This is a genomic window from Frigoribacterium salinisoli (genome assembly GCF_054781095.1).
Genome location: NZ_BAAGVB010000004.1, coordinates 237494 through 249793, shown reverse-complemented (window position 1 = coordinate 249793; position 12300 = coordinate 237494). Strand labels below are relative to the sequence as shown.

The following is a 12300-nucleotide window of genomic DNA, read 5'->3' as shown; positions in this document are numbered from 1 at the left end:
ATAAGCTCGGTGACATGTCGCGCATCGAGAAGGTCCTGGTCGCCAACCGCGGAGAGATCGCCGTCCGCATCGTGCGGGCGGCCCGCGACGCCGGGATCGGCTCCGTCGCGGTCTACGCCGACCAGGACCGCGACGCCCTGCACGTCCGCCTGGCCGACGAGGCGTACGCCCTCGAGGGCACGACGAGCGCCGAGACGTACCTCGTCGTCGACAAGCTGCTCTCGGTGGCGCGCCGTTCGGGCGCCGACGCCGTCCACCCCGGCTACGGGTTCCTCGCCGAGAACGCCGACTTCGCCCGCGCGGTGACCGCCGCCGGCCTGACCTGGATCGGCCCCTCCCCCGAGGCGATCGAGCAGCTGGGCGACAAGGTCTCGGCGCGGCACATCGCCGAGAAGGTCGGCGCTCCCCTCGCGCCCGGCACGCTCAACCCCGTCTCCGGTGCCGACGAGGTCCTCGAGTTCGTCGACCAGCACGGCCTGCCCGTCGCGATCAAGGCCGCGTTCGGTGGCGGCGGGCGCGGCCTCAAGGTCGCCCGCACCCGCGAGGAGGTCCCCGAGCTGTTCGACAGCGCCACCCGCGAGGCCGTCGCCGCCTTCGGCCGCGGCGAGTGCTTCGTCGAGAAGTACCTCGACCAGCCGCGGCACGTCGAGACGCAGTGCCTCGCCGACGCGCACGGCACCGTCGTCGTCGTGTCGACCCGCGACTGCTCGCTCCAGCGTCGCCACCAGAAGCTCGTCGAGGAGGCGCCCGCGCCGTTCCTGACCGCCGAGCAGCAGGAGGCCCTGGTCACGTCGTCGAAGGCGATCCTGCGCGAGGTCGGCTACGTGGGCGCGGGCACCTGCGAGTTCCTCGTGGGGCGTGACGGCACCGTGTCGTTCCTCGAGGTCAACACGCGCCTGCAGGTCGAGCACCCGGTGAGCGAGGAGATCACGGGCATCGACCTCGTGCGCGAGCAGTTCCGCCTCGCCGAGGGCGGCGTGCTCGACTACGACGACCCCGCGCCCCGCGGCCACTCGTTCGAGTTCCGCATCAACGGCGAGGACGCCGGCCGTGGCTTCATGCCCGCGCCCGGCCCCGTCCACGTCTTCTCCGCACCCGGCGGCCCCGGCGTGCGCGTCGACAGCGGCGTCCAGGCGGGGGACGAGATCAGCGGCTCCTTCGACTCGCTGCTCGCCAAGCTCGTCGTCACCGGGTCCGACCGCGACGACGCCCTCGAGCGCTCGCGCCGCGCCCTCGCCGAGTTCGAGGTCGCGGGCCTGCCCACCGTGCTGCCGTTCCACCGCGTCGTGGTCGACGACCCGGCCTTCGCTCCGGCCGACGGCGCGCCCTTCAGCGTCCACACCCGGTGGATCGAGACCGAGTTCGAGAACACGGTCGAGCCGTGGGACGGCGAGGCCGAGGCACCCCGGGCCGCCCAGGCCCGCGAGACGGTCGTCGTCGAGGTCGGCGGCCGCCGGCTCGAGGTCTCGCTGCCGGCGGGCCTCGGCAGCCGGTCCGCGCCTCCTGCCGCCGCCCCGCGCCGCCGCGGCTCGGGCCGGGGCGCCGCCGTCACCGCCACGGGCGCCGAGGTCGTCTCGCCCATGCAGGCCACGGTCGTGAAGCTCGCGGTCGAGGAGGGCCAGGCCGTCGTCAAGGGCGACCTCGTGCTCGTGCTCGAGGCCATGAAGATGGAGCAGCCCGTCGCCGCGCACCGGGACGGCACCGTCACCGGCATCGACGCGGCCGTCGGCGCGACCGTGTCGTCGGGGCACGTGCTGCTGAGCATCTCGTAGCGCCCCGCGGCCGTAGGGTGGGGGCATGTCCGAGACCACTCCCCACCCCCTCGACGACCCGGCCGCCGACCCGTTCGAGGTCGCCCGCACCGCCGCCGCCGAGATCGCCGAGCAGACCGGCGTCGCCCGCCACGACATCGCCCTCACCCTGGGCAGCGGCTGGGCCGCCGCGGCCGACCTCGTCGGCGAGACCGTCGCCGAGGTGCCCGCCACCCGCATCACGGGCTTCAGCGCCTCCGCCGTCGTCGGCCACACCGGCTCGATCAGGAGCATCGCCCTCCCGAGCGGCAAGCACGCGCTCGTCATCGGCGCGCGCACGCACTACTACGAGGGCCACGGCGTCCGTCGCGTCGTGCACAGCGTCCGCACCGCGGCCGCCACGGGTGCGACGACGATGATCCTCACGAACGGCGCGGGCGGCATCAAGGAGACCTGGACCCCCGGGCAGCCGGTCCTCATCAGCGACCACCTCAACCTGACCGCCGACAGCCCCCTCGAGGGCGCCACGTTCATCGACCTCACCGACCTCTACTCGGCACGCCTGCGCGACGTCGCCCGCTCGATCGACCCGGGCCTCGACGAGGGCGTCTACACGCAGTTCCGCGGGCCCCACTACGAGACGCCCGCCGAGGTGCGGATGGCGAAGGCCATGGGCGGCCACATCGTGGGCATGTCGACGGCGCTCGAGGCCATCGCGGCGCGACAGGCCGGCATGGAGGTCCTGGGCATGTCGCTCATCACGAACCTCGCGGCCGGCATCCAGACCACGCCGCTCAGCCACGCCGAGGTGCTCGAGGCCGGCAAGGCCGCCGAGCCGGTGATCAGCGACCTGCTCGCCCGGATCGTGGCGGCCCTGTGACCGGCCACGACGCCGTCGTCGCGGCGGCCGAGGCCTGGCGCGACCAGGACCCGGACCCGCGCACCCGCGACGAGCTCGACCGGCTGCTCGAGGCGGCGCGGGGCGACGACGAGGCGGCGCGCACGGCGCTCGCCGAGCGCTTCGACGGCCGCCTGCAGTTCGGCACCGCCGGGCTGCGTGGCGAGCTGGGCGCCGGTCCCACGCGCATGAACCGCGTGCTGGTCGCCCAGGCCGCCGCCGGGTTCGCGGCGTTCCTCCGCGGCCGCGAGGAGCGGCCCAGCATCGTCGTCGGCTACGACGGCCGCACGAACAGCGACGTCTTCGCGCGCGACACCGTCGAGATCATGGCCGCCGCCGGCGTCGCCGCGACCCTCCTGCCCCGCGCCCTGCCGACCCCCGTGCTCGCCTTCGCGGTGCGGCACCTCGACGCCAGTGCGGGCGTCATGGTGACGGCGAGCCACAACCCCGCGGCGGACAACGGCTACAAGGTGTACCTCGGCGGCGCGGACGCCGGTTCGCAGATCGTGGCGCCCGTCGACGCCGAGATCGCCCGGCACATCGAGGAGGCCGCCCGCGGCTCGGTCGCCGAGCTGCCCCGTGCCGACGACTGGCGCACCGCGGGCGAGGACGTCGTCGACGCCTACGTCGACCGCACCGCCGCCCTGGCCGGCACGGCCGCGCGCCTACGGCAGCCCCGCGTCGTGCACACCGCGATGCACGGCGTCGGCTGGGAGGTCGCTCGCCGCGTCTTCGCCCGCGCCGGCTTCAGCGAGCCCGTGCCCGTCGCCGAGCAGGCCGCGCCCGACCCGGCGTTCCCGACGGTGGCGTTCCCCAACCCCGAGGAGCCCGGCGCGCTCGACCTGGCGTTCGCCACGGCCGAACGGGTGGGCGCCGACCTCGTCGTCGCCAACGACCCCGACGCCGACCGCCTGGCCGTCGCCGTTCCCACCGCCACCGGCTGGCGTCGCCTGAGCGGGAACGAGGTCGGCCAGCTGCTCGGCTGGCGCGCCGCGGAGCGCGCCGTGGCCGCCGGTCGCCACGGAGCCCTCGCCGCGAGCATCGTGTCCTCGCCCGCCCTGCGCGAGGTCGCCCGCCAGCACGGTCTCGACCACGTCGACACCCTCACCGGCTTCAAGTGGGTCTCCCGCGTGGACGGGCTCCTCTACGGCTACGAGGAGGCCCTCGGCTACCTCGTCGACCCGCAGGTGGTCCGCGACAAGGACGGCATCTCGGCGGCCGTCGACCTGCTCGCCCTCGCCACCGAGCTGCACGACGCCGGCTCGTCGATCTCGGAGCGCCTCGTGGCCTTCGACGAGCGCTTCGGCGCGTTCGCCTCGTCGCAGGTGTCGATCCGCGTCACCGACCTGCGCCGCATCGACGAGCTCATGGCCCGCCTGCGCGAGTCCCCGCCGACCCACGTCGGCAGCCGTGCGGTCGACCGCACGGACGACCTCCGCGAGGGCTCCGACGAGTTCGCCCCCAGCGACGTGCTGCGGCTGTGGACCACCGACGGGTCCCGTGTCGTCGTCCGCCCCAGCGGCACCGAGCCCAAGCTCAAGGTCTACGTCGACGCCTCCAGCACCGAGGGCGACGCCGCGACGCGACGGGCGACCGCCGAGGCCGCCGTGGCCGACCTCGAGGCCGGCGCCCGCGCCCTGCTGGCCTAGACCGGCAGACGGCGCCCCTCCGACGACCTGGTCGTCGGAGGGGCGCCGTCGTCGCGCCGCGGGGCGTCAGCCGAGGGCGCGCTCGAGCTTCTCGGCGAGCTCCTGCTGGTCGAAGTGGTTCCGCACGACGACGACCTCGGCGAAGGTGTCGCCGATGGCGTCGACGAACTCGGCCGAGGTGAGGATCACCTGGGCGTCGGCGGCCACCTCGGCGATCGAGCGCACGTCGGCGGCGACGACGTCGGCCTCGATGTCGAGGCGCTGGAGCACGCGCTCGGCGTTGACCTTGAGGATGCCGCTGGAGCCGATGCCGGCGCCGCAGATGGTGACGATCTTCACGGGGTCGCTCCTAGGAGTCGTCGGACCTCGTCGGCCGAGGTCGCACGGGCGAGCGCCGGGATCACCGCGGCGTCGTTGAACACGTTGGCGATGTCGGCGACGGACTCGAGGTGCCCGCCGACCGTCGCCACGCAGAGGGCGAGCACGACGCTCACGGGGTCGTTGTGGGGGTGCCCGAAGGCGATCGGCCCCGCGAGGGTCACCACGGCCAGGCCGTCCGCGAGCACGGCGTCGCCGGGGCGGGCGTGCGCCAGGACCAGCCCGGGGGCGATGACCACGTAGGGGCCGTGCTCCTCGATCATGCGGACCATCTCGTCGGAGTACCCGGGCAGCGTCGCGCCGCTCGCCGTCAGCGCGTCGCCGGCCGCCCGCACGGCGCCGCGCCAGTCGTCCACGCGGGCGCCGATCACGACGGCGGCGTCGGGCAGTGCCGGGAGCGTCACGCGCGCACCTCCGCGAAAGCGGCGGCGATGCGGTCCGCCAGGTCGTCGCGCTCCTCCAGGGGCAGGAACGCGGCGGCGGCCGCGTGCAGCTGGAAGGCCTCGAGGTCGTCGAGGTCGTAGTCGAAGGCCTGCACGAGCAGGGCGAGCTCCCGGCTCAGGCTCGTGCCGCTCATGAGCCGGTTGTCGGTGTTGACCGTCACCCGGTAGCCGAGCTGGTGCAGCAGGTCGAAGGGGTGGTCGTCGAGGTCGCTCCCCCACGCCGCGATCGCCCCGGTCTGCAGGTTCGAGCTCGGGGCCAGCTCCAGCGCGATCTCGCGGTCGCGCACCCAGGAGGCGATCGGCCCGAGCTCGACGGTCGTGCGGTCCGGTCCCGTCGTGACGACGCGGACGTCCTCCGCGAGCCGGACGCCGTGGCCGAGGCGCAGCGCCCGGCCGTCGAGGAGGGCCCCGCGGATGCTGTCCAGCCCGGCGGCCTCGCCGGCGTGGACCGTGACCGGGAGGAACTCCTGCGCCAGCAGGTCGAAGGCCTCGCGGTGCCGCGCCGGCGCGAAGCCCTCCTCGGGCCCGGCGATGTCGAAGCCGAGGACGCCGCGGTCACGGTGCCGCACCGCGAGCCGCGCGATCTCGGTCGCGCGGTCGCCCTGCCGCATGGCCGAGAGGACCTGGCCGACCGAGAGGTCGTGCCCGCGGTCGGCGAGCTCGACGACCGCGTCGTCGAAGCCCGCCTGCACGGCCTCGACGACGGCGTCGAGCGAGGCGCCGCCGCGGAGGTGCTGCTCGGGCGCCCAGCGCACCTCGCCGTGCAGCACGCCGTCGGCGGCGAGGTCGAGGGCGAACTCGCGCGCGGCCCGGCGCAGGGCGTCCTCCGTCTGCAGCACGCCCACCGTCAGGTCGAACGTCTCGAGGTACGCGGGGAGCGACCCCGAGTCGGCCCGCTCGACGAACCACGCGCCGAGGGCGTCCGCGTCGGACGCGGGCAGCGCCACGCCCACCGCGTCGGCCAGCTCGAGCACGGTGCCGGGTCGCAGCCCGCCGTCGAGGTGGTCGTGCAACGAGACCTTCGGCAGGGCGACGATGCTCGGGCCCCCGTTCGGCAGACGGTAGTCCTTGTCGGGAGCGCTCATGGGCACCGATCCTACTCGGCCGCGGTGGGGCGACCCGGGCGCCGCCCCACGAGGGTCAGGAGATGCGGTCGACGACGAGCGCGCCGCGCTCGGGGGCGACGTCGCCGACGGCCCAGGCTCCCTCGACCGACTCGAGGGCGCGCTCGAAGCGGCCCGGCTCGTCGGTGTGCAGCGTGAAGAGGGGCTGCCCCGCGGTGACCCGGTCGCCGGGCTTGGCGTGCAGCTCGATGCCCGCCCCGGCCTGCACCGGGTCCTGCTGACGCGCACGGCCGGCTCCGAGGCGCCACGCGGCGATGCCGAACGGCAGGGCCTGCTGCTCGGTGAGGTACCCCGTGGCGTCGGCGGTGACGACGTGCGAGTGCGCGGCCGTCGGGAGCGCGGCGTCGGGGTCGCCGCCCTGGGCGCGGATCATGGCCTTCCAGGCGTCCATCGCGCGGCCGTCGTCCAGGGCCGCCTCGACGTCGGCGTCCGGGCGACCGGCCAGCGTGAGCATCTCCCGGGCGAGCGCCACGGTGAGCTCGCGCACGTCGGCGGGACCGCCGCCGGCGAGCACCTCGACCGACTCGCGCACCTCGAGGGCGTTGCCGATGGTGAGGCCGAGCGGGACGCCCATGTCGGTCAGCAGCGCGGTCGTGGCGACGCCCGCGTCCTTGCCGAGGTCGACCATGGTGCGGGCCAGCTCACGGGACTGCTCGATGTCCTGCAGGAACGCGCCCGAGCCGAACTTGACGTCGAGGACGAGCGCGGCGGTGCCCTCCGCGATCTTCTTGCTCATGATGCTCGAGGCGATGAGCGGGATCGCCTCGACGGTGCCCGTGATGTCGCGCAGCGCGTAGAGCTTCTTGTCGGCGGGGGCGAGGCCCGAGCCGGCCGCACAGACGACCGCGCCGCTGTCGGCCATGATGGCGCGCATCCTGTCGTTCGTGAGCTGGGCCTGCCAGCCGGGGATGCTCTCGAGCTTGTCGAGCGTGCCGCCCGTGTGCCCGAGGCCGCGGCCCGACAGCTGCGGCACGGCGACGCCGAAGGACGCGACCAGGGGGGCCAGGGGCAGGGTGATCTTGTCGCCCACCCCGCCCGTGGAGTGCTTGTCGACCGTGGTCTTGCCCAGGCCCGAGAAGTCCATGCGCTCGCCCGTGGCGATCATCGCGAGGGTGAGGTCGCGGATCTCGCGGCGCTCCATGCCGTTGAGGAAGATCGCCATCGTGAGGGCCGACATCTGCTCGTCGGCGACGTAGCCCCGGGTGTACGCCTCGACCAGCCAATCGATCTGGGCGGTGCTGAGGCTCCCCCCGCTGCGCTTCACGCGGATGAGGTCGACGGTGTCGAAGGGCTCGACGGTGGTCTCGGTCACGGGGTCTCCTAGCGGTGGTGCGGTGGACGACCGCCGACGGGGTGCCGCCGGGGGCCGGGGGCCGGGGGTCGCGGCACGGGGACGGTGCCCCGGCCGCTCAGTCGTGCTGGGCTCGGTACGCCTCGAGCTGGCGCGGCCCGAAGGCGTCGGGGAGCACCTCGTCGATGCCGCGGAACCCGCTCACGGTGTCGAGCACCATGCGCGCGTCGCTGTGCTCGTAGAGCAGCTGGCGGCAGCGGCCGCAGGGCATGAGCACGCCGCCGTCGCCGTCGACGCAGGCGAAGGCGACGAGCTTGCCGCCGCCGCCCATGACGAGGTCGCTGACGAGCGAGCACTCGGCGCAGAGCGTGACGCCGTACGAGGCGTTCTCGACGTTGCAGCCCGAGACGACGCGGCCGTCGGTCGTGATCGCCGCCGCCCCGACGGGGAACCGCGAGTACGGCACGTACGCCTTCGCCATGGCGGCCCGGGCCGCCCCACGGAGGGCGTCCCAGTCGGTCGTGCCGACGACGTCGGCGAGGTCGGGCGCGGTCACGACTTCAGGTACGGCTTGCCGGAGGCCGCGGGGCCCCTCGACTGCCCGACGAGGCCGGCGACGGCGAAGATGGTCACGACGTACGGGAGCATGAGCATGAACTCGCTCGGCACCGGCGAGCCGATGGCGCCGAGCACGTTCTGCAGGTTCGACGCGAACCCGAACAGGAGGGCCGCGAGGGTCGCCCGGACCGGGTCCCAGCGGCCGAAGATCACCGCGGCGAGGGCGATGAACCCCGCACCGGCGGTCATCTCCTTCTGGAAGTTGCCCAGCGAGCCGAGCGTGAAGTAGGCCCCGCCGAGGCCGGCGATGGCGCCGGCGAGCGACACGTTCCAGAACCGGGTGGCGTTCACCTTGATGCCCACCGTGTCGGCGGCGGCCGGGTGCTCGCCCACCGCGCGGAGGCGCAGGCCCCACCGGGTGCGGAACAGCGCGAAGAGCACGACGGCGATGGCGACGTACATGAGGTAGACGATGATCGTCTGCCGGAAGAAGACCGGCCCCAGGATCGGGATCTGGCTGAGCCCAGGGACCGGCAGCTGCGGGAACCGGATGCCCTGCGTCAGCGAGGAGTCCTTCGTGAGGACCTGCGAGTACAGGAAGCTCGTCAGGCCCGTGACGAGCACGTTGAGCACGACGCCGACGATGACCTGGTCGACGATGTAGCGGATGCTGAAGACCGCGAGCACCATCGACACGAGCACGCCCGCGATCATGGCCGAGAGCAGCCCGACGACGGCCGAACCGGTGATCGACGCCACGAGCGCCGAGACGAAGGCCCCCGCCAGCAGCTGGCCCTCGATCGCCACGTTGACGACGCCCACGCGCTCCGAGATGACGCCGCCGAGCGCCCCGAAGATGAGCGGCGTGCTCAGCGCGAGCGCACCGAGCAGGAGGCCCGGCACCGGGATCGTCGAGCCCGCGCTCGTCCAGGTGAGGAACCCCACCAGGAAGAGCACGCCGAACACGGCGACCAGCCACACCGGCACGCGACGGTAGCGGACGGTCCGCGCGACGGCGAGGGCCGTGAGCGCGGCGAGGACGACCGTGAGCACGACGCCCGTGCCCGCGGCGGGCAGGACGGCGTCGGGCAGGGCGAAGAAGTCCGACGGGGTGGAGAGCCGGAAGGTGCTGTCGCCCTCGCGGCGCAGCCCGAGGAAGAGCACGGCGGCGACGACGGTGAAGGCCGCGAAGCCGATCGGCGCCTTGAGGCTGCGGGTCCGCGCCGTGGCGAGCTGCCCGGAGGGCGTCGACGGCACCGTGGTGTCGGGGGTGAGGGTGCTCACTTGGTGACCACCGCCTCCTTGGTCGAGGGCGTGGCCCGGCGGGCGCCGGGCGTCGGCAGGCGGAAGATGCTGCGCACGAGCGGCGGGGCCGCGACGAACAGCACGATGAGGGACTGGACGACGAGCACGATGTCGATCGGCACGCCGTTGGCGGCCTGCATCGAGTACCCGCCCGCCTTGAGGGCGCCGAAGAGCAGCCCGGCGCCGAACACGCCCCACGGGCGAGAACGGCCGAGCAGCGCGACGGTGATCGCGTCGAAGCCGATGCCCGCGTCGATGCCCGAGCTGAAGCCCGTCGTGAGGGTGCCGAGCACCTGGGTCGAGCCGGCGACCCCGGCGAGGCCGCCCGAGATGAGCATGGCGTAGAGGTAGACGTTCTTGACGTTCATGCCCGCAGTGCGCGCCGCGTGCGGGTTCTCCCCGACGGCACGGAAGCGGAAGCCCAGCGTCGAGCGGGACAGCAGCCACCACACGGCCACCGTGAGCAGGATCACGACCACGAAGCCGAGGTCGAGGTTGTAGCCGCTGCCGAACAGGCCGGGCAGGATCGCGGTCTCGAGCGTGGCGGGCGACTTCGGGTTGTTGCTGCCCTCGGCCTGCAGGAGGCCCGGGGTGCGCAGCAGGTACGAGATCAGGTAGAACGCGATGTAGTTGAGCATGATCGTGAGGATCACCTCGTGGGCGCCGGTGCGCGCCTTGAGCAGGCCGACGATGCCGCCCCAGATCGCGCCTCCTGCGACGCCCGCGAGGAGCGCGAGCACGAGGTGCACGCCCGCCGGCAGCTCGAACGAGAAGCCGACCCAGCCCGCGGCCGCCGCCGCGATGAGGATCTGGCCGCGCGCGCCGATGTTGAACAGGCCGACGCGGAACGCGACGGCGACGCCCAGCCCGGCGGCGATGAGCGGCACGGAGTAGTTGAGCGTCTCGGTGAGCGGGCGGATGCCCGCCGCGAAGCCGTCCACGCGGAAGTTGTAGACCGAGCCCTGGAAGAGCGACGAGTACGCCCCGCCCACGGCGTCGCCGAGGGCCTGGAGGAAGTCGCTCGGTCGGGCGAAGAGGTACCCGGCGGTGGTCTGCACGTCGGGGTCGGTCGCGGCGATGAGCACGCCGCTGACGATCAGCGCGAGCACGACGGCCAGGACCGAGATCGCGGCGTTGCCCGTCGTCAGCTCGCGGAGCAGGCGCGACCCGCGCGACCCGCCCTGCTCGTCGCCCGCGCGCCCGGGGGGCGTCGTCGGGGTGGTCGTGGTGGTGGCGTCGGTCACGCTGCCTGCTCCGTTCCCTGCGGCATCTCGCCAGCCATCATGAGCCCCAGCACGTCGCGGGGGGTGTCGGCCGGCACGATGCCGACGATGCCGCCGCGGTACATCACGGCGATGCGGTCGGCGAGCGCGACGACCTCGTCGAGCTCGGTCGAGACGACGATGACGGGCACGCCCTGGTCGCGCGTCTCGACGATGCGCTTGTGCACGAACTCGATCGAGCCGACGTCGATGCCGCGCGTGGGCTGGGCGGCGACGAAGAGGCGCAGGTCGCGGCTGAGCTCGCGCGCGAGGACCACCTTCTGCTGGTTGCCGCCGGAGAGCCGACCGGCCGGGGTGGTGATGCCCTGGGTGCGGATGTCGAACTCGCGCACCTTCTCGGTGGCGAAGGCGGCGAGCTCGCCCAGGCGGAGCGACCCGCGCGTCACGAAGGGACCGGACTGCGATCGGTCGAGCATGAGGTTCTCGGCGACCGTGAACTCGCCGACGAGGCCGTCCTCGTTGCGGTCCTCGGGCACGAAGCCCACGCCCGCGTCGAGCACCTGGCGCACGCTGCGGCCGACGAGCGAGCGGCCGTCGAGCGTGACGCGCCCCTCGACGCGGTCCTGCAGGCCGAGCAGCGCCTCGGTGAGCTCGGTCTGGCCGTTGCCCTGCACGCCGGCCACGGCGAGGATCTCGCCGCGACGGACCGTGAACGACACGTCGTCCACGACGACCTGGCCGACCTGGTCGACGACGCGCAGCCCCTCGACGACGAGGGCGTCCTCGCCGGGGACCGCGGGGGCCTTCTGCACCGTCAGCTCGACCGAGCGGCCGACCATGAGCGCGGCGAGCTCGGAGTTGGTCGCCGTGGGCACGGCCTCGCCGACGACCTTGCCGAGCCGGACGACCGTGATGCGGTCGGCGACCTCGCGCACCTCGCGCAGCTTGTGCGTGATGAAGACGATGGCGGTCCCCGCCTCGCGCAGCTGCCGCATGATGCCCATGAGCTCGTCGGTCTCCTGCGGGGTGAGCACCGCGGTGGGCTCGTCGAAGACGAGCACCTGGGCGTCGCGGGAGAGCGCCTTGATGATCTCCACGCGCTGCTGCACGCCGACGGGGAGGTCCTCGACGCGCGCGTCGGGGTCGACGTCGAAGCCGAAGCGCGCCGAGATCTCGCGCACCGTCGCGCGGGCGGCGGCGAGGTCGAGGCGGCCCCCGGCCTTCGTCTGCTCGTGGCCGAGCATGACGTTCTCGGCGACCGTGAAGACGGGCACGAGCATGAAGTGCTGGTGGACCATGCCGATGCCGGCGGCCATGGCGTCGCCCGGGCCCGAGAACGCCTGGACGACGTCGTCCAGGAGGATCTCGCCCTCGTCGGCCTGGTAGAGGCCGTAGAGCACGTTCATGAGCGTGGACTTGCCGGCGCCGTTCTCGCCGAGCAGGCAGTGGATCTCGCCGGGCTCGACCGTGAGGCTGATGTGGTCGTTGGCGGTGAGCGCGCCGAAGCGCTTCGTGATGCCCCGGAGTTCGAGCTTCATCGTGTGGTGTCACCTCGGGTGTGGGTGCTGTGCGGGTGCTCGGCAGCGCGGGGTGGACCGGCGACCGGCGTGGTGAGGGCCCGGAGCGGCGGCACGTGACCGCGCGCTCCGGGCCCTGGTGCATCGATCGTAGACGATGCGG

11 protein-coding genes are annotated in these 12300 nt (G+C 73.8%); 3 read left to right on the top strand and 8 right to left on the bottom strand.

Annotation, left to right across the window (positions count from 1 at the left end):
* Positions 1–14 precede the first annotated feature (14 nt).
* From ACYVHQ_RS11125 to ACYVHQ_RS11115, 3 genes are read left to right on the top strand one after another with little or no spacing between them, the layout of a single operon-like run.
* A complete protein-coding gene (locus ACYVHQ_RS11125) occupies positions 15–1772 on the top strand; it encodes an acetyl/propionyl/methylcrotonyl-CoA carboxylase subunit alpha (protein ID WP_460512987.1) in 1758 nt (585 codons plus the stop codon).
* Positions 1773–1797: 25 nt separating this feature from the next.
* The gene (locus ACYVHQ_RS11120) at positions 1798–2631 is read left to right on the top strand and encodes a purine-nucleoside phosphorylase (protein ID WP_460512985.1); all 834 of its coding nucleotides are present in this window, start codon (positions 1798–1800) and stop codon (positions 2629–2631) included.
* Complete coding sequence (locus tag ACYVHQ_RS11115) at positions 2628–4298, top strand: phospho-sugar mutase (RefSeq protein ID WP_460512983.1); 1671 nt, start codon at positions 2628–2630, stop codon at positions 4296–4298. Before ACYVHQ_RS11120 ends, ACYVHQ_RS11115 begins: the two co-directional genes overlap by 4 nt.
* Positions 4299–4364: 66 nt before the next feature.
* Here ACYVHQ_RS11115 and ACYVHQ_RS11110 read toward each other — a convergent pair whose 3' ends face one another.
* The 8 genes from ACYVHQ_RS11110 to ACYVHQ_RS11075 form a co-directional block, all read right to left on the bottom strand.
* The gene (locus tag ACYVHQ_RS11110) at positions 4365–4637 is read right to left on the bottom strand and encodes a PTS sugar transporter subunit IIB (RefSeq protein ID WP_460512981.1); all 273 of its coding nucleotides are present in this window, start codon (positions 4635–4637) and stop codon (positions 4365–4367) included.
* Positions 4634–5080 carry a PTS sugar transporter subunit IIA gene (locus ACYVHQ_RS11105; protein WP_460512979.1) on the bottom strand — a complete coding sequence of 149 codons (447 nt, stop codon included), beginning with the start codon at positions 5078–5080 and terminating at the stop codon, positions 4634–4636. The genes ACYVHQ_RS11110 and ACYVHQ_RS11105 overlap by 4 nt, the downstream gene beginning before the upstream one ends.
* Entirely contained in the window at positions 5077–6204 is a 1128-nt protein-coding gene (locus ACYVHQ_RS11100) for an adenosine deaminase (protein WP_460512977.1), read from the bottom strand. Before ACYVHQ_RS11100 ends, ACYVHQ_RS11105 begins: the two co-directional genes overlap by 4 nt.
* Positions 6205–6259: 55 nt before the next feature.
* Positions 6260–7555, bottom strand: coding sequence for a thymidine phosphorylase (locus ACYVHQ_RS11095; RefSeq protein ID WP_460512975.1), 1296 nt, complete (start codon positions 7553–7555; stop codon positions 6260–6262).
* Between the two features lie 97 nt (positions 7556–7652).
* Positions 7653–8090 carry a cytidine deaminase gene (locus tag ACYVHQ_RS11090; RefSeq protein ID WP_460512973.1) on the bottom strand — a complete coding sequence of 146 codons (438 nt, stop codon included), beginning with the start codon at positions 8088–8090 and terminating at the stop codon, positions 7653–7655.
* On the bottom strand, positions 8087–9376 hold the full coding sequence (locus tag ACYVHQ_RS11085; protein ID WP_460512971.1) for an ABC transporter permease: 1290 nt from the start codon (positions 9374–9376) through the stop codon (positions 8087–8089). Before ACYVHQ_RS11085 ends, ACYVHQ_RS11090 begins: the two co-directional genes overlap by 4 nt.
* Positions 9373–10641 (bottom strand): ABC transporter permease, encoded by a 1269-nt coding sequence (locus ACYVHQ_RS11080; protein ID WP_460512969.1) that lies wholly within the window; start codon positions 10639–10641, stop codon positions 9373–9375. The genes ACYVHQ_RS11085 and ACYVHQ_RS11080 overlap by 4 nt, the downstream gene beginning before the upstream one ends.
* On the bottom strand, positions 10638–12158 hold the full coding sequence (locus tag ACYVHQ_RS11075; protein WP_460512966.1) for an ABC transporter ATP-binding protein: 1521 nt from the start codon (positions 12156–12158) through the stop codon (positions 10638–10640). Before ACYVHQ_RS11075 ends, ACYVHQ_RS11080 begins: the two co-directional genes overlap by 4 nt.
* Between the last annotated feature and the right edge of the window lie 142 nt (positions 12159–12300).